Origin of the sequence: Aquabacterium sp. J223 (genome assembly GCF_024666615.1) — a bacterium.
Taxonomy (GTDB): domain Bacteria; phylum Pseudomonadota; class Gammaproteobacteria; order Burkholderiales; family Burkholderiaceae_C; genus J223.
The window spans coordinates 2,400,656-2,417,985 of record NZ_CP088297.1; the positions used below are offsets into that span (position 1 = coordinate 2,400,656).

The following is a 17,330-nucleotide window of genomic DNA, read 5'->3' on the forward strand; positions in this document are numbered from 1 at the left end:
TGCGGCGTGAACCCACAGAATCAAAGGAGACGGAGATGAGCGGTTTTCTGAGTGTTTGGCGCGGCCTCGCGGCGGTCGCCCTCTGCACCACGGTGCTGGCGGCCGTGGCGCAAACCGAAGGTCGCTATCCGGCGCGGCCGGTCACGGTGGTGGTGCCCTTCACGGCGGCGGGGCCCACCGACGGCTTGGCGCGCGCGCTGGCGCAGGGCATGCGCCAGTCGCTGGGCCAGCCGCTGGTGGTCGACAACAAGCCGGGCGCCGGCGGCAACATCGGCACGGTGCACGTCGTCAAGTCGGCGGCCGACGGCTACACGCTGCTGTTCGGAAGCTCGGGGCCGCTGCTCATCAACACCAGTCTCTACAAGAATCCGGGTTTCGATCCGCTGAAGGATTTCACGCCCATCGCCTACGTCGGCGAGATCCCGAACGTGCTGGTCGTGAACGCGGCCTCGCCCATTCGCACGCTGACCGAACTGGTCGCCTACGCCAAAGGCCGCGAGGGGCTGTCCTACGCCTCGTCCGGCAACGGCAGCACGAACCACCTCGCCGGGGAGATGTTCAACCGCAACGTGGGCGCCAAGCTCATGCACGTCCCGTACAAGGGCACCGCGCCGGCGTTGAACGACCTCCTCGGCAACCAGGTGACGATGATGTACCTGGACGTCCTGACCGCCGCGCCGCACATCAAGAGCGGCAAGCTTCGTCCGTTGGCGGTGGCCGCGAGCGGTCGCTCCAAGGTGCTTCCCGAGGTGCCGACGTTCCGGGAGTTGGGGGTGCCCTTGATGGACCAGGGGGTCGCCTTCGGGCTGGTCGGTCCTGCCGGCCTGCCCCGGGACGTCGTCGACAGGCTCAGCGCCGCAGCGCAGGCGGCGCTGCGCGCGCCGGACATGCAGAGCGCCTTCGCCCGCCTGGGTGTCGAGACGTCCGCCATCGACACGCCGCAGAAGTACGCCGACTACTTTCGCGAGCAGGTGGAGACATGGCGCGAAGTGGTGCGGGCGACCGGCGCCAGCGCGGACTGAACCGGGATCGGGGGCGGCCGGTTCACGCCGTTCGCCTGCCGCTGCGTTCAGGGCGCCCGGCCTTCAGGCGCCAGCCGGTGGCAGCTTGAACACGCGCAACGCGTTGCCGCCGAGGAAGAGCGATCTCGCCTCGTCGTCCAGTTCCAACGTGTCGATGCCGTCGAGCGCCTTGGCCGGCAGGATCATCGGGTAGTTGGTCCCGAACAGCACCTTGCGCCGGCCGTGGCCGCGCATGAAGTCGACCAGCGCCGCGGGGTAGCGCTTGACGGTGTAGGCCGAGGTGTCGATGTGGACGTTCTCGTGCTTGGTCGCCACGGCGATGGCCTCGTCCGTCCAGGGGTAGCCGATGTGCCCGCCGACGATGGTGAGCTCGGGGAAGTCGAGCGCGACCTGGTCCAGGTAGATCGGGCGGCCCACCTCGCTGGGCATCAGCGGACCGGTGTGGCCGATCTGCGTGCAGAACGGGACGCCGAGCTCCGCGCAGGCGGTGTAGACCGGGTAGAAGCGCCGATCGGTGGGCGGCAACTCCCACAACCAAGGCAACACGCGGATGGCGCGGAAGCCCAGTTCCTCGACGCAGCGTCGGACCTCGCGCACCGCGGCCATGGGTTTGCCGATGTCCACCGAGCCCACACCGACCAGCCGGTCGGGCGCCTGCGCGACGAAACCCGCCACCTCGTCGTTCGAGATCATCACGTTGCGTGGCCCGACCCAGGCGCAGATCAGCGACCGGTCGACGTTGCCCTGGTCCATGGCGGCGACCGTCATGGCGACGGGCAGCTCCTCGGTCGGCACCGCGGCCTTGGTCCAGCGCCGCAGCGAGTCGAAGATCGGGTCTCGGGTGTGCCGCAGGGTGGGATGCTGGCTCCAGGCGTCGATGATCATCGATGGGTCTCGCTGCGTCGGCGGCTCGGCGCCGATCGCCGACGGTCGCCGGGGGTCATGGAGCCGGTCTGCCGCGGTCAGGCGTTCGGCGCGGACCGGCGGGCAACCTGCTGACGCTGTGTCCCCAGGCCGCGGATGCCCAGTTCCACGACGTCTCCCGGCTGCAGGAACACCGGCGGCTTCATGCCCAGGCCGACGCCGGCCGGCGTGCCGGTCGCGATGATGTCGCCCGGCTCCAGCGTCATCAGCCCGCTGCAGTAGCTGACCAGCCGGGCGCAGGAGAAGATCATCTTGGACGTGGTGCCGTTCTGCATCGTCTTGCCATTGACCTTCAGCCAGAGGTCCAGCGACTGCGGGTCGCCGACCTCGTCGCTCGTGACGAGCCAGGGCCCCACCGGGCCGAAGCTGTCGAAGCCCTTGCCCTTGTCCCACTGGCCGCCGTCGCGCTTGAGCTGGAAGTGGCGTTCGGAGACGTCGTTGACCACGCAGTAACCCGCCACGTGGGCCAGTGCATCGGCCTCGCCGACGGATCGGGCCGTGCTGCCGATCACGATGCCCAGTTCCACCTCCCAGTCGAGCATGGTGGAGCCGGGCGGCGGAACGATGTCGTCGTTGGGCCCGCCGATGCAGCTGGTCCACTTGCTGAAGACCACCGGTTCGTTCGGAACGCTCTGGCCGGACTCCTCGGCGTGGTCGTGGTAGTTGAGCCCGATGGCGATGAACTTGCGCGTGCCGGCGATGGGCGGACCCAGGCGGGGCGTGCCCTCCACGACGGGAAGGCGCATCGGGTCGATGGCGCGCAGGGCCGCCAGCGCGCCGAGCGCGAGTTGGTCCGGCCCGAGGTCCGCCAGCAGGCCGGAGAGGTCGCGTAGCGTGCCGTCGCCGGCCAGGAGGCCGGGTTTTTCAGCGCCTTGGATGCCGTGTCGCAGCAGTTTCATGTGTCCATCTCCGTCATTCGAATGGCTGTTCAGTCGGGCAGCAGCTTGCCCGGGTTGAGGATGCCCAGGGGATCGAGGGCCTGTTTGAGGCGTCGCATCACGGTCAGCTCGACCGGATTGCGCGAGACATGGAGCCAGGCCTTCTTGTCGAGGCCGATGCCGTGCTCGGCCGAGATGGCGCCGCCTTGTGCGGCCAGCGGCTCGTAGACCAGGGCATCGACCACGGCATGCGCGGCGGCGTCGGGATGCGGCACCTGCACCACGACGTGCAGGTTGCCGTCGCCCAGGTGCCCGTAGAACCAGCAGCGGTGCTCGCCGAAGGCTGCGTGCAGTCCGGCACGCAGGGCGTGGGTGTAGGCCTCGGTGTTCGCCAGCGGCAACGACACGTCGTAGGCGAACGGGTGGCCGAAGCGGCCCATCTGCTGAACGTCGTCGCGCATGGCCCACAGGGCCGCGCAGTCGCGCTCGGTCTGGGCGATGCTGGCGTCGGCCACCAGCCCGGCCTCCATGGCTTCGCCGAGGGCGGATTCGAAGCGCTCCTGGTCACGGGTGGGGTCGCCGCCCAGGCATTCCAGCAGCACGTAGTGGCTGTGGCCGTGCGGCAGCGGCGGACGCGACAGCGCCGGTGCCGTGGTCACCAGCTCGTAGAAGTCGTCCCACAGCACCTCGAAGGCCGAGAGGGTGCCGTTCAAGCCGCGGTCCATGTGCTTGAGCAGCGCGATCACATGCTCGAAGCTGTCCAGCGCGGCCAGGCCCATGGCGCGGCCGACCGGTGCCTCGCGCAGGCGAACGGCGATGCGGGTGACCACGCCCAATGTGCCTTCGGCACCGATGAAGAGCTGCTTGAGGTCGTAGCCCGTGTTGTTCTTGAGCACCTGGTTCATCGACGACAGCACGGCGCCGTCGGCCAGGACGGCCTCCAGGCCGAGCACCGAGTCGCGCATCGTTCCCCAGCGGATGACCCGATTGCCGCCGGCGTTGGTGGCCACGGCGCCGCCGACGGTGGCGGTGCCGCGCGCGCCCAGGTCGACCGGAAAGAACAGCCCGGCGTCTTCGGCGGCCTCCTGCAGCCGCTGCAGCGAGACGCCGGCCTGCACGACGGCCACCCGCTGGCTGGCGGAGATGTTCTCGACGGCGTTCATGCGCTCGAGCGAGAGGATGACGTCGCCTTCCTCAGCGTCGGTGCCATGGACCAGGCCGGTCAGTCCCCCCTGGGGCACGACCGCGACACGGGCCTGGTGGCACAGCTTGAGAACGGCCGAGACGTCGGCGGTGGTCTTGGGGCGCACGAGGACACCGGCCCTCAGCGGCTCCGGCCGCATCCCTTGGGTGGTGCGTGCATGCACGTCGCCGTCGAGGAGCAAGCCCTCTCGGCCCACGATGCCTTGAAGTCGGTCGATCAGCTGAGGGGGCAAAGGCATGAGGGCGGGTGTCTGGGGGCGCTGCCGATCGTAGGCGCCGCGCCCGTGCGCTGCTTGTCGCATGCTGCGCCGGACCTGCACTTTCGTGTGCTCGACGGCCCCGGGAAAACGCCGATCCCGTCCAGCAACTTTAGCCAAGTCCCGAGCAGGAAGGTGCAAGCCGCGGGGCGGTGCGCCTCCTAGCATTGCCGGCCACATTGACTGCCCGCCTTCGGCCCCTAGGAGCAACTGATGAATCTCATGTCTCGCCGCGATTTCTCGCTGGCTCTTGCCACCGCGGCGCTGCCTGCCATCGCATCCGCACAGGCTCCCAGCCTCGCCCGGATCATTGCCCCGTTCCCGCCCGGCGGCGCGACCGACATGATCGCGCGCTCCCTGGCCGAGCAGCTGCGCGGCACGCTGGCGGAGACGGTGGTGGTCGAGAACAAGCCGGGTGCCGGCGGGCGGCTGGCCGTCAACGACATCAAGGCGTCGGCACCGGATGGGCAGACCTTGTTGGTCGCGCCCGGCGGCCTCCTCACGCTGTACCCGTACACGGTCAAGCAGCTCAACTACGACCCGGTCAAGGACCTCGTGCCGATCAGCACGACGAACCGGATCGAGTACGCCTGGGCCGTCGGGCCCATGGTCCCGGCCTCGGTGAAGAACCTGAAGGACTACTTCGCCTGGGTGAAGGCGAATCCGGAGAACGACAGCTTCGCCACCACGGCGCCGTCCGCGCCGATGGAGTTCATCGGTCTGCTGCTGGGCCGTGCCGTCGGCGTGCCGCTGCGCTCGGTGGCCTACCGTGGTTCCGTGCCGGCGATGCAGGAGACCATGGGTGGGCAGGTTGCCGCGATCTCCTCGCCGCTGCCGGACCTCACCCCGCATCTCAAGAGCGGCAGGCTGCGCGTGCTGGCCACCTCGGGCGCCACCCGTTCGCCCTACGCGCCGGAGGCCGGCACCTATGCGGAGCAGGGGTACCCGCAGCTGATGGTCGAGGACTGGTACGGCATCTTCGTGCGCGGCGGCACCCCGCCTGCCGTCCAGCAGCGGCTGAGCGAGCAGGTCGGCAGGGCGCTGGCCGCCAAGCCGGTGGTGGAGGCCTTCGCCAACCTCGGCCTGAAGCCGCAGTCGGCGACGGTGCCGGTGGTGGCCGACTTGGTGAAGGCAGACCTGCAGCGCTGGGGCCGCGTGGTCAAGGAGCTCGGCATCCAGCCGGAGTGAGCGTCGACCGGCCGAGGCCGGTCCATCGGCGCCGGCACGCGGGCTGGCGCCTGCGGCCCCCGGGTCAGGACCGCCTGTTCATCGGCCCCCGGCGTGATCGGGGCCCGACGGCCCGGTCTCGCCGCCGAACGAAGCGATGAGGTCCGGGCCCGCGGCCCGCACGTCGGTGCAGCCGGTCAACGCCATGGCCGTGCGCAGTTCCTTGCGCAGCAACTCCAGCACATGGGCGACGCCGCCGCCGCCGCCGCCCGCCAGCCCATAGGCCCATGCCCTGCCGATCATGCAGGCCTGGGCACCGAGTGCGAGCGCCTTCAGCATGTCCGGGCCGCTGCGGATGCCGCCATCGACCAGCACGGGAACCCGGCCCGCCACGCGCGCCGCGATCGACGGCAGCACCGAGATGGTGGACGGGCCTCCGTCGAGCTGCCGCCCGCCGTGGTTGGAGACGACCAACCCGTCCGCGCCCGCGTCGATCGCCAGTTCCGCGTCGTCAGGGTCGAGGATGCCTTTGATGACGATGGGGCGCTTCCAGCAGGAACGGATCCAGGCGATGTCGTCCCAGCTCAGGCCCTGCTCGTAGTTCCGGCCGACCCAGGCGCCGAAGTTCTTCATGGCGCTGGCCTCGGCGATGCCCGGCGCGAAATTGCCGAACGAATGGGGCTTGCCCCGCAGCAGCACGTCCCACATCCAGGCCGGATGCGCGGCGCTGTCCCGCGCGAGTTTCAGGAAGCGCCGCAGACCGGGCGCGGCGGAAAAGCCGGAGCGCACGTCGCGATGCCTTGGTGCGGGGACCGGCAGGTCGACCGTGAACACCAGCACCGCGCAGCCCTGCGCGTCGGCGTGCTGCAGCAGTTCGCGCATGTACGCACGATCCTTGATCATGTAGAGCTGGAACCAGGGCGGCGTGGCTGCACGGCTGACCTCGCCGATGCTGCACACCGACACGCTGGACAGGCAGAACGGCACGTCGGCCGCCTGCGCCGCGCGGGCCGCCTGGGCCTCGCCCCGGCGCGCATACATGCCGGCGAGGCCGACCGGCGACAGCACCAGCGGCATCGACATCGGCACGCCGAACAGCTCCGTGCGTGTCGAGATCTGCGAGACATCGCGCATCACCCGCTGCCGGAACCTGATCCGTCGGAGGTCGACGACGTTGGCCTCCAGGGTCTGCTCCTCGTGGGCCCCGCCTTCGATGTAGTCGAACAGGTAGCGGGGCAGGCGCCGGCGCGCCCGGTCACGGTGGTCATGGATGGTGGTCAGCGTCATGGGCGGTCCGGTCTGGCTCGCGTGCAACGGCGCGCGTGGGGGACATGGACTCTAGGTGCTGGCCGGCGCGTCAGCTGGCACGCCGTTGCGCGCGATTACGACAATCGTGCGCTCGGGGTCGCCCCGGCCGCTCATGGCCGCGCAGGGAGGCGCTGCACGGCCGGCCGTACCATCGATGGATTTAATGAGTCCGCCGCTCGCCACGGCTCGCGCATCGATGACGCTTGACCCTGACCGACTTCGAAAGCTGGCGGAGACACCCACCCAGGACGTTCTGACGTGTTTTCCCGAACAGGTGTGGACCTCCAGCAAGAGCCTGCAGTGGCCGGGGCTGATGGCCTGGGTGCAGCACGGGCCGGCCGGGGAACTCTACGTGCCGCCCGCGCTGCTGCACACGGTCATCATCAAACTCAACGGCCCCGGAGAGTCGCTGCAGATGCGCGTGGCGGCCGACGGCACGGAGGTGTGCCAGCGTGCGTACTGGGGCGTCGGCGACATCTGCATCGTGCCCGCAGGCGAGGCGGCCTACTACTCCCGGGAAGTCGACAGCGACAACCTGCACATCAATGTCGAACCCGGCCTGCTGGCGCGCTATGCCGCGGTCCACGCCACCGCCACCGAGCAGACGCTGCGCCTGGGCAGCCGTGTCCCGGTGCGCGACGAACGGATGCGGATCCTCGGCTCGCTGGTGCTGGAGCTGCTGCGCAATCCCGAGGGCGCGGACGCGTTGTTCATCGACACGCTGGGCCAGACCATCGCCGCGCGCCTGCTGGGGGCCTACACGGGCTTCCTGTCGCCGCGCGCGAGCAAGCGGGCGCTGGACCCGTCGCAGGTGCGTCGCGTGTGTGCGTTCACCGATGCGAACCTGGGGGGCGCGCCTGACGCTGAAGGACCTGGCCGACGTGCTGCACATGAGCGTGTGGCATTTCGCGCGGTGCTTCAAGCTCGCCACCGGCAAGACGCCACTGCAGCATGTGACGGAGCGGCGGATGGAGCGCGCCCTTGCACTGATGGCGAATTCCTCGATGAAGGTCACGGAAATAGCCCTCGAGGTGGGATTCCCGAACCCGTCGCACTTCTCTCGCAGCTTCAAGAAGCACTTCGGTGCAAATCCCGCGGCTTATCTGTCGACGCGGGCGCGGCGACACCGGATGCGCAACGCCTAGTGGCCATGGCACGCAGGACGGTCGCTTCATCACCCGACCGGCGACCTTGAGGCGATGGGCTGCCCTGGCCAAGCGGGCAGCGTGTGCAGAGCCTCCGGACCCCAAGAGAGCACCTGTTCCTGATCCCGCCGGGCTCCCGCATTCGAGCCCCGCGTTAGTCCCTAGCGTGCCGTACGAATTTCGAATTACGCTTGAATTTCGAAATATGCGGCATCGACACGCATGGACAACGGCGCCGGATCGACCCCACTGACTTACTCCGATTACGTCTTCGACAGGCTGCGCGCGGACATCGTCAACGGCGCCATCGCCCCGCGCGCCAAGCTGGCGATGAAGGACCTGATGGCCCGCTACCAGGTGGGACTGAGTCCGGTTCGCGAAGCCTTGCATCGGCTGGTGGGCGAAGGCTTCGTGCACACCGTCGGGCAGCGCGGATTCACCGTCCCCGCGTTGAGCCTGGACGATCTGGAAGACCTCATCGCGTTGCGCACCTTGGTCGAAGAAGCCGCCGTGCGGCAGGCCTTGGAGCGCGGCGGTGATGCCTGGGAAGCGCGCATCGTGGCCGCCTTCCACCGTCTGGAGCTCCAGATCGGCCGCTTCGGCAGCGCCGACGACGACGGCATTGCGCAATTCGAGGTGGTGCATCGCGGCTTTCACACCGCCATGTACCAAGGCGTGGTGTCGCCACGTCTGGCCAGCCTTCAGGCCAACCTGTTCGACCAGGCCTTCCGCTACCGGAAGACGCTGCACCGCGAGCCGCTGCTGCCGCAGGAAGTGCTGCGCGAACACCGCCATCTGATGGAGGTTCTGCTGTCGCGCGACGCCGACGCGGCGGTGGCCGTCATCTGCAAGCACCTGACCTTGACGCGCGCCTCGACCGAGCACTTCCTGGCCGGCAAGGACTGAGCATGCGAATCTGCGTCTATGGTGCTGGCGCCATCGGCGGCCACCTCGCCACCAAGCTTGCGGCCGCCGGACACGACACCTCCGTGATCGTGCGCGGTACCCACCTGGCGGCCATCCGGGCCCATGGGGGCCTGACGCTGCGCATCGGCGAGCGCCGCCTGTTCGGTCCGCTGACGGCCAGCCAGAACGCCGCCGACTTCGGCCCGCAAGACGTGGTGATCGCCACGGTCAAGGCCACGGCGCTGCCCGACTTCGCCGATGCCGTCGGCCCCTTGCTGGGCCCCGACACGATGGTGGTGTTCGTGCAGAACGGCATTCCCTGGTGGTACGCCAACGGCCTGTCGAGCGCGCGCCCTTCGCCACCCGATCTGTCGCGACTCGATCCGGGCGGCAAGCTGGCCCATGCCATCGCCCCGGAGCGGGTGATCGGCGCCACCATCTACACCTCCAACGAAGTGGTGGCGCCGGGCGTGATCGAGAACGACTCGGCCACCGCCAACACGTTGATCGTCGGCGAGCCCGATGACGCGCAAAGCGAGCGCGTCCAACGACTGCGCGCCGCGCTGGCCGCCGCCGACGTGGCCTCGCCCGCCACGCACGACATTCGCGCCACGCTGTGGCGGCGACTGCTGGTGAACATCGCCGGCTCGGTGGTGAGCTCGATCATCGAGCAGCCGGTCGGTCCGTCGCGGGCCGACCCGGCGATCCGCCAGCTGTTTGCCCGCCTGACCGCAGAGGGAACGGCCGTGGCCGCGGCCCATGGCGTCGACGTGGCCGAAGGCACGGTGCCGCCGGGCGCGCCGCATGAGTTTCCGCCGCAGCACAAGCCATCGATCTTCCAGGACTACGAGCGCCGGCGACCGATGGAGATCGAGGCCATCCTGAAGGCTCCGCTGGCCTTCGCGCGCGCGGCCGGCATCGACGCGCCGGCGCTGGAGGTCATCACCGCGCTGGCTGCGCACCGCGCCGCCAAGCACGGCCTCTACCAGCCCTGACAGCAAGGCACCGATGACCCCCCCACGGTCACCCATGCACCCGATCGCGCCGCGGCACGAGGCTGCCGGCGCTCGCAGCGTGATTCGACAAAAGCAAGCACAGGAGACTCCCATGACGCTCATCATGAATCGCCGCCAGTTGTCGGTTCTGTCCGCCGCCGCCCTGGGCAGCGGCTGGCTGCGCGCGCAAGGCAGGCGGCCCGAGTTGGTCAAGATCCTGGTGCCCTTCTCGGCCGGAGGCACCTTCGACCAGATCGCCCGCCTGCTGGCCGAACACATGCGCGGCGATCTGGCCGACACCATCGTGGTCGACAACAAATCGGGCGCCGCGGGCCGCATCGCCATCGACACCCTGCGCCAGGCACCGGCCGACGGGCTGACGCTGATGGTGCATGCCAGCGGCATCCAGAGCCTGTACCCCTTCACCTTCAAACAGCTGGGCTACGACCCCTTCGTCGACATCGCGCCGGTGAGCCTGACCAACCGGTTGGAGTTCGGCTTCGCGGTGGGCCCCGTGGTACCGGCCGAGGTGCGGAACCTCAGGGACTACGTGACGTGGGTCAGGCTCGACCCGCGCAACGCCAGCTTCGCCACACCGGGCGCGGGCACGCCGCTGCACTTTCTGCCGATGCTCCTGGGCCGTGACATCCAAGTCGAGATGAACCCGGTGCACTACCGCGGCACGGCGGCCGCCCTTCCCGATCTGATGGGCGGCACGGTGCCCGCCCTGTCGGCGCCTCTGCACGACCTGGTTCAGCAGACCGCGGGCGGAAAGGTCCGCATCCTGGCCAGCAGCGGCGCCGAGCGCAACAAGCTCACCCCACAGGTCGGCACCTATGCCGAGCAGGGCTTTCCGCAACTCACCAGCGGCGACAGCTACGCCGTGTTCGTCAACGGACGAACGCCGCCGGCGCTGCAGGAGCACATCTCGTCGGCCGTGCGCAAGGCACTCACGGCGCCGGCGCTGGTCGCGGCCTTCGCCAAGGCGTACATCGAGCCGGTCGGTTCGACACCGGCCGAAGCGGTGCGGATGGCGCGCGCCGACAACGCGCGCTGGGCCACCGCGATCAAGACCATCGGCTACGTCCCCGAGTCCTGATGGCGAATGCCGCCGCCCCGGCGGCGGCGACGCGCCACCCTGCCGCTCATCCGCAATTGGCGATGCCGATCAGGCCAGCGTGGGGCCCTGGCACATCCCGGCCAGGCACCCTCTCAGACGGGGATGACCAACTGCTTGCTGGAGTGGAACCCGGTCGGCATGCTCGTCAGGTGCAACTCGTTCTGCAACCCACCCATCGCGACGTAGTGCCGATCCGTGTTGTTCATCGTGTCGCGCGCCGCGGTCCGGCCGGTGTAGAGCGGACTGCTCAGCACCACGCTGTTGATGGCCTCGGGGAAATACAACTGCCCGGTGTAGGACGCCGTGTCGCCCACCGCCGCGCCGGGGTAGACCTTGACGTGCACATGCGGCGTGCGGGTGGCGTACCACGACGGATAGAGCATCCTGAATCGGGCGCATCCCATTGCGTCGGTGACCTGGACACCCCGCAGGAAGTGCTGCGCGAGCGTCTGTTCCGGATAGTGCGGTGCCTCCGGCGGCACCTGACCGAGGGGAACCTGCGTGTAGCCAGGCACGTCCGGGTTCACGTTCGGGTACTCCGAGTACATGCCGCGGCTGTCGCAACTCCAGACGGCCACGGCGGCGCCCACGACCGGCGAGCAGGCCGTGTTTCGGATCGTCAGTTCGAGGTCGAGGACGACGCCGGTCTTGTCCTCGCGCAAGTCGCTGCGCACCAGGTTGAGCGCGGTGTAGAAGGGACCTGTGCGTCCATTCGGGCTGAGGACGCATGAGTTCGCCAGCGCCGCCGACGCCACGCCGCCGCCGCCAAGGCCCAGTGCGCCGGGCGCGAACACCCTGCCATGCGACATCAGCGCGGCCGCCAACGCGGTGACCTTGCCCAATCCGGCGCGCCGGCTCATGTCGACGACACCGCGGGATGTCTGCTGCTCGAACTCATGCTTCATGTGTATGTCCCTGTGCGTGCCGCTGCGCAGGACAGCGTCCATGGGGGCAGCCTATCGCCCAACCCGTGGCCTTCGACAGCACCCAGACCGCAAGCCTGCTATGCGTCTCGCATCACTCCGCGGCGGGATCCCTCGGAGCGGTTCGGGGCGAGGGCCGGCGTCAGCCGACCGGACCCGCCAGCAGCAGCCGCTCGATGCGCCGGGCGCGTTCGTCGCGTTCGGCGGCGCCGGTGCGCGGGGGCACCAGCGATTCGGTCACCTGGTACGCATAAAGCAGGAAGCTGCGCGCGCGGGCCTCGCTGTCGTCGAAGCCCAGCGCGCGGAAGCGCTCGGTGCCCCAGTCGATGCGCCGGCCGTCGATCTCGTCCAGCGCCTTGCGCGCCGCGCTGTCGCGGCGGGCCCAGGCGCGCATGGCGAGCTCGATGCGCGCGGCCCGGGCGGCGGTGCGGCCTCGGCGCGGCAGCGTCATCAGCTCCCGCACCTGTTGCGCGTCGGTCTGCCCGGCGGCCAGCGCCGCCGCCCAGCGGTCGATCAGGCGGTCGGTGGTCACCTGCTGCCAGTGGCGCAGCACGGCCGCCAGCAGGTCGTCGCGGTCGCGGAAATGCCAGTAGAAGCTGCCGCGGGTGACGCCGATGCGCTTGGCCAGCACGTCCACCCGCACGGCGTCGATGCCATGGTCGACCATCAGGTCGAGCGCGGCGTCGACCCAGTCCTGCGGCGTCAGCGGGGCGCGGGGCGGCGCGTCGGCCTCGACAACGGTTGGGGGCTTGGCACCGGCCTTCACGCGGGTCAGGGAAAGGAAGAGGAGGGCTGGGGGCGATTGTGCGGCAGACGGCATACTCCATACACTTCTGTCTGGCGCTGGGCGCCGTTCCACTTGAGAAGGAGACCCCATGAAGATCGATGGACAGCCGGCGCTGGTGACCGGCGGCGGCTCGGGCCTGGGCGCGGCGGTGGCGCGTGCGCTGGCCGCGCAGGGCGCGCGGGTGGCGGTGCTGGACGTCAACCTCGACGGCGCCCAGGCGGTGGCGAAGGAGATCGGCGGCCTCGCACAGCGGTGCGACATCACCGACACCGCGCAGATCGAGTCGGCGCTGGACGCCGCGGCCGCGGCGCACGGCCCGGCGCGCATCGTGATGAACATCGCCGGCATCGGGACCGCCAAGCGGGTGGTGGGCCGCGACGGGCAGGCCACCTCGCTCGACGAGTTCGAGCGGACGATCCGCGTCAACCTCGTCGGCACCTACAACATGCTGCGCCTGTCGGCGGCCCGCATCGCCAAGCTCGACCCGGTGGACGGTGAGCGCGGCGTGATGGTGATGACGGCGTCGGTGGCGGCCTTCGACGGCCAGGTCGGCCAGCAGGCCTACTCGGCGAGCAAGGGCGGCATCGTGTCGATGACCCTGCCGCTGGCGCGCGACCTGGCGCAGCACCTCATCCGCGTCAACACCATCGCGCCGGGCATCTTCCTCACGCCGCTGCTGGCGGCGCTGCCGCAGGAGTCGCAGGACTCGCTGTCCGCCTCCATTCCGCACCCGAAGCGGCTGGGCGACCCGGCGGAGTTCGCGGCGCTGGCGCTGCAGCTCGTCACCAACGCCTACCTCAACGGCGAGACCATCCGCATCGACGGTGCGCTGCGCATGCCGCCGCGCTGACGGCGATGGCCAAGACCAGCGTCTTCGAGGTGCAGGTGCAGTTCGGCGACTGCGACCCGGCCGGCATCGTCTTCTTCCCCAACTTCCTGCGCTGGATGGACGCGGCCTCGCTGCACTTCTTCATGGGCTGCGGCCTGCCGCCCTGGCGTGAGCTGGAGAAGACGCGCGGCCTCGTCGGCACGCCGCTGCTGGAGATCCACACCCGCTTCGTGCAGAGCGCGACCTACGGTGAGCGGCTGCAGGTGCACACCGGCATCGACGAATGGCGCGGCCGCGTGTTCGTCCACCGGCACCGTGTGCTGCGCGGCGACACGCTGATCTGCGAAGGCACCGAGACCCGCACCTTCGTCATGCGCGACGCCGAGGGCCGCCTGAAATCGGTGGCGCTGCCCGACGACCTGCGCGCGCTCTGCGACTGATCACCGCCGCCGCGCCGCGCCGGCCCGTTTCCATCCCGACTCTTGAGGTGCCCCATGTGGCAGTACATCCCCCCGCTGCAGTCCATCCGTTTCGTCATCGAGGAGGTGCTGCAGGCCCCGGCGCAATGGGCCGGCATTCCGGCGTTCGCGGACCTGGATGCCGACATGGCGGCCCAGGTGGTCGGTGAGGCCGGTCGCTTCGCCGCCGAGGTGCTGCAGCCGACCAACGGCCCCGGCGACCTGGAGGGCTGCCGGCTCGAGCAGGGCGAGGTGCGCGTCCCCGCCGGCTACCGCGGGGCCTACCAGGCTTTCGTCGACGGCGGCTGGCCGGCGCTGGCCTGCGACCCCGAGGTCGGCGGCCAGGGCCTGCCGCAGCTGCTCAACGCCGTGCTGTTCGAGATGCTGGTGTCGGCCAACCACGGCTGGAGCATGTACCCCGGCCTGCTGCACGGCGCCTACGAGACGCTGAAGTCGCACGGCTCGCCCGAGCTGCGCGAGCGCTACCTGCCGAAGATCGTCAGCGGCGAATGGCTGGCCGCCATGGCGCTGACCGAACCGGCCGCGGGCAGCGACCTGGGCCTGTTGCGCACCCGGGCCGAGCCGCAGGCCGACGGCAGCCTGAAGGTCAGCGGCAGCAAGATCTTCATCTCCGGCGGCGAGCACGACCTGACCGACAACATCGTGCACCTGGTGCTGTGCCGCCTGCCCGACGCGCCGGCCGGCAGCAAGGGGCTGTCGCTGGCGCTGGTGCCCAAGGTGCTGCCCGACGGCGGGCGCAACGCCGTCGTCTGCGACGGCCTCGAGAAGAAGATGGGCATCAAGGGCAGCGCCACCTGCCAGATGCGCTACGAAGGCGCCACCGGCTGGCTGATCGGCGAGCCGCACCGCGGCCTGGCGGCGATGTTCCTGATGATGAACGCCGCCCGGCTGCACGTCGGGCTGCAGGGCCTGGGCCACCTGGAGATGGCCACGCAGAACGCGGTGCGCTATGCCCACGAACGGCGCCAGCTTCGTGCGCCGACGCGGCCCGACGGTGTTGCCGCCGAGGGCCCCGACCTCATCGTCCACCACCCCGCCATGCGGCGCACGCTGCTCAGGCTGCAGGCGCTCACCGAAGGCCTGCGCGTCGTCGCCTACCGCGCGGCGCAACTCATCGACGAGGCCGAACACCACCCCGATGCCGACCGCCGGCGCGAGGCGCAGGCGCTGGCCGCGTTGCTGACGCCGGTGGTCAAGGCCTTCTGCACGCAGCAGGGTTTCGACGGCGCCAGCGCCGCGCTGCAGGTCTGGGGCGGTTACGGCTACACCCACGACTGCGGCATCGAACAGGTCGTGCGCGATGCCCGCATCGCGCTGATCTACGAAGGCACCAACGAGATCCAGGCCATCGACCTGGTGCAACGCAAGCTGTTGCCCGATGGCGGCCGGGCGTTCGAACGGCTGCTCGTCCAGATGGCCGAGGTGGCCGAGGAGGCGCCGCCGGCACTGCGTCCCTGGGCCGAGGCGCTGACGGCGCAACTGCAGCAGGCCCGCGACGGGGTGGCGGCCTTGCGCGCCGCCGCGGTCGAGGACCCGGAAGCGCCGCTGCGCGTGGCCGACGACGTGCTGGCGGGCATCGGCCACCTGATGCTGGCCTGGGCATGGTGTGCCAGCGCCCGCGCGCTGCTGCGCCTGGCGGTGCCCGAGGACGATGCGCGCTGGGCACCGCTGCGGCATGCCGCGCAATGGCTGATGGCCGATGCCGCGCCGTTCTGGCAGCGGGTGCGGCAGTGCCGCCAGCCGCTGGGGTGGGTGGCCTCGGACTAGGCCGTTCCGGCCTGGGAGCAGGCCGTCGGGGTCAGGCGGCCGTGCCGCCCTGACCGGTGCCGGCACCGGCCTGCGGAGTCGGCTGCTCGACGAGGACCTCGTCCCGTGCCGGCGGGGCATCGGTCATCAGGGCCAGGAGGCGACGGCCCAGCGCCGCGCTGTCGAAGGCCGTGACCGCCTTGCGGCGCGCGGCCTCGCCGATGCGCTGGCGCAGCGACACGTCGCCTGCCAGGCGCTGCAGCCGGTCGAACAGGGCGTCCTCGTCCTTCTGCGGCACGAGGAAACCGTCGACGCCGTCTTCGATCATGTCCGGAGTGCCGCCGATGATGGAGCAGACGACGGGCAGGCCGCAGGCCATGGCCTCCATCACCGCCACCGGCGCCGCTTCACCGAGGCCGAAGCTGGGCAGCACCAGCACGTCGGCGGCCTGAAGGGCCTCCAGCACCTCGTCCTCGCCCAGCGACCCGGTCATGTGCACCCGGTCCTGCAGGCCCATCTGCCGGATGTCGGCCTCGATCTCGGCGCGGTGGGGGCCCTCGCCGATGATGGTGTAGCGGGCGTCGACACCCGCCGCCACCAGGCGCCGCAGGGCCGCCAGGGCATGGCGGTGCCCTTTGAGGTAGTTCAGGCGGGCGACCGTGAGCAGGTGCAGCTGGTTGTCGATGCGGCGTCGTTCGCCGCGCTCGCCGAAGCGGGCGGTGTCCACGCCCATCCACAACACCGGGCAGCGCGACACCGGCAGACCGACCTGGTCACGCACCTGCTGCTGCAGCGGTCGCGTGACGCAGGAGACGAAGGCCGCGTGCCGCATCTTCGCGGCGTGGTCGACCCCGTAGACCGGCAGGTCACCGTGCAGGGTCAGGCTGTAGCGCGGTCCACCCAGCAGGCGGGTGAGGGCGGCCAGGTGGGCCGCGTCGGCACAGGAGTGCACATGCAGGTGCTCCAGGCCCTCCCGCCGCGCGAAGGCCGCCACGTCGGCGGCCACCAGCAGCAGGCCGAGCAGGCGTGCCCGCTGGGACCAGGGCGTCTCCTTCAGCGACAGCAGGTACATGAGGCAGCGCGCCAACCCCATCGGCCGCGACAGGAGCGTGCCCAATGCCGCTGGCCACGACGGCGGGAAGCTGTAGTGGGTCTGAGCGCGGGCCTCGTCGGCGAACGGATGGCGGCAACTGTCGGCCGCCGGACGTTTGGTGGACAGCAGGCGGACGGTCAGGCCCAGGGACCGAAGGGTGGAGATCTCGCGCCAGAAGAAGGCGTGGGTCTGGGAAGGGAACTCCGGAACCAGATAACCGATGCGGTTCATGTGCAACCCGATCCACTGCCGACACGGCAACAACATGTGTCTGACGAGTGTATGCCGTCGCCCGGGTGTCGCAGTGAGATTGGCGCGGTGCAACTTCACACAGGCGAACGGGCTGCGACCTTTGTCGCGCTGGATCGCCCACGTGGATGAGGGGCGTGATGCTGCGGTCGGCCGAATGTGGAATACTGGTTTTTTGTACAGCCTTGTCTGCCGGCTCCCATGTCCTTCGCCACCGTTCCCGGGCCAGGCCCTCGCCGGTTTCCTCCGCCGGGGGGCGCGGCGGGGCGGGCCGACCTGCTGGCGGCACCGGAGCGCTG

The 17,330-nt window shown here is 70.2% G+C and carries 16 protein-coding genes; 9 read left to right on the forward strand and 7 right to left on the reverse strand.

From position 1 onward, the window contains the following. The first annotated feature begins 35 nt into the window (after nt 1-35). Entirely contained in the window at nt 36-1,022 is a 987-nt protein-coding gene (locus LRS07_RS11610; protein WP_260498200.1) for a Bug family tripartite tricarboxylate transporter substrate binding protein, read from the forward strand. Between the two features lie 63 nt (nt 1,023-1,085). On the opposite strand, the gene LRS07_RS11615 is transcribed toward LRS07_RS11610, so the two are convergent. From LRS07_RS11615 to LRS07_RS11625, 3 genes are all read right to left on the reverse strand, one after another. Further along, entirely contained in the window at nt 1,086-1,907 is an 822-nt protein-coding gene (locus LRS07_RS11615) for an amidohydrolase family protein (RefSeq protein WP_260498201.1), read from the reverse strand. A 77-nt stretch (nt 1,908-1,984) separates the two neighbouring features. Next, nucleotides 1,985-2,845: a fumarylacetoacetate hydrolase family protein gene (locus tag LRS07_RS11620; protein ID WP_260498202.1), complete on the reverse strand. Its 861-nt coding sequence runs from the start codon at nt 2,843-2,845 to the stop codon at nt 1,985-1,987. Between the two features lie 29 nt (nt 2,846-2,874). Continuing rightward, on the reverse strand, nt 2,875-4,266 hold the full coding sequence (locus tag LRS07_RS11625; RefSeq protein ID WP_260498203.1) for an FAD-binding oxidoreductase: 1,392 nt from the start codon (nt 4,264-4,266) through the stop codon (nt 2,875-2,877). A gap of 360 nt (nt 4,267-4,626) precedes the next feature. Here LRS07_RS11625 and LRS07_RS11630 point away from each other — a divergent pair, with 360 nt between their 5' ends. Further along, nucleotides 4,627-5,472, forward strand: a complete 846-nt coding sequence (locus tag LRS07_RS11630; RefSeq protein WP_260498204.1) for a tripartite tricarboxylate transporter substrate-binding protein — start codon at nt 4,627-4,629, stop codon at nt 5,470-5,472. A 78-nt stretch (nt 5,473-5,550) separates the two neighbouring features. Here LRS07_RS11630 and LRS07_RS11635 read toward each other — a convergent pair whose 3' ends face one another. Continuing rightward, nucleotides 5,551-6,738 (reverse strand): L-lactate dehydrogenase, encoded by a 1,188-nt coding sequence (locus LRS07_RS11635; protein ID WP_260498205.1) that lies wholly within the window; start codon nt 6,736-6,738, stop codon nt 5,551-5,553. 911 nt (nt 6,739-7,649) lie between these two features. On the opposite strand from LRS07_RS11635, the gene LRS07_RS22255 reads away from it, so the two are divergent. The 4 genes from LRS07_RS22255 to LRS07_RS11655 all read left to right on the forward strand — a co-directional run bounded on the left by LRS07_RS22255 (nt 7,650) and on the right by LRS07_RS11655 (nt 10,904). Then, nucleotides 7,650-7,904: a helix-turn-helix transcriptional regulator gene (locus LRS07_RS22255; RefSeq protein ID WP_409450642.1), complete on the forward strand. Its 255-nt coding sequence runs from the start codon at nt 7,650-7,652 to the stop codon at nt 7,902-7,904. A gap of 222 nt (nt 7,905-8,126) precedes the next feature. Beyond that, nucleotides 8,127-8,810, forward strand: coding sequence for a GntR family transcriptional regulator (locus tag LRS07_RS11645; protein WP_260498207.1), 684 nt, complete (start codon nt 8,127-8,129; stop codon nt 8,808-8,810). Nucleotides 8,811-8,812: 2 nt separating this feature from the next. Beyond that, nucleotides 8,813-9,805: a ketopantoate reductase family protein gene (locus tag LRS07_RS11650; protein ID WP_260498208.1), complete on the forward strand. Its 993-nt coding sequence runs from the start codon at nt 8,813-8,815 to the stop codon at nt 9,803-9,805. A 34-nt stretch (nt 9,806-9,839) separates the two neighbouring features. Beyond that, a complete protein-coding gene (locus LRS07_RS11655; protein WP_260498209.1) occupies nt 9,840-10,904 on the forward strand; it encodes a tripartite tricarboxylate transporter substrate-binding protein in 1,065 nt (354 codons plus the stop codon). 113 nt (nt 10,905-11,017) lie between these two features. On the opposite strand, the gene LRS07_RS11660 is transcribed toward LRS07_RS11655, so the two are convergent. Together LRS07_RS11660 and LRS07_RS11665 are read right to left on the reverse strand one after the other, a co-directional pair. Next, nucleotides 11,018-11,872, reverse strand: coding sequence for a peptidase associated/transthyretin-like domain-containing protein (locus tag LRS07_RS11660; protein WP_260498210.1), 855 nt, complete (start codon nt 11,870-11,872; stop codon nt 11,018-11,020). A 118-nt stretch (nt 11,873-11,990) separates the two neighbouring features. Further along, a complete protein-coding gene (locus LRS07_RS11665; RefSeq protein ID WP_260498211.1) occupies nt 11,991-12,614 on the reverse strand; it encodes a TetR/AcrR family transcriptional regulator in 624 nt (207 codons plus the stop codon). 109 nt (nt 12,615-12,723) lie between these two features. Between LRS07_RS11665 and LRS07_RS11670 the strand changes: the two genes are divergently transcribed. From LRS07_RS11670 to LRS07_RS11680, 3 genes are read left to right on the forward strand one after another with little or no spacing between them, the layout of a single operon-like run. Then, nucleotides 12,724-13,485: an SDR family NAD(P)-dependent oxidoreductase gene (locus tag LRS07_RS11670; RefSeq protein ID WP_260498212.1), complete on the forward strand. Its 762-nt coding sequence runs from the start codon at nt 12,724-12,726 to the stop codon at nt 13,483-13,485. Between the two features lie 5 nt (nt 13,486-13,490). Continuing rightward, on the forward strand, nt 13,491-13,904 hold the full coding sequence (locus tag LRS07_RS11675) for an acyl-CoA thioesterase (RefSeq protein ID WP_260498213.1): 414 nt from the start codon (nt 13,491-13,493) through the stop codon (nt 13,902-13,904). 54 nt (nt 13,905-13,958) lie between these two features. Then, entirely contained in the window at nt 13,959-15,710 is a 1,752-nt protein-coding gene (locus LRS07_RS11680; protein ID WP_260498214.1) for an acyl-CoA dehydrogenase family protein, read from the forward strand. Between the two features lie 31 nt (nt 15,711-15,741). On the opposite strand, the gene epsE is transcribed toward LRS07_RS11680, so the two are convergent. Beyond that, a complete protein-coding gene (gene epsE, locus LRS07_RS11685; RefSeq protein ID WP_260498215.1) occupies nt 15,742-17,013 on the reverse strand; it encodes an exopolysaccharide biosynthesis GT4 family glycosyltransferase EpsE in 1,272 nt (423 codons plus the stop codon). Nucleotides 17,014-17,330: the final 317 nt, after the last annotated feature.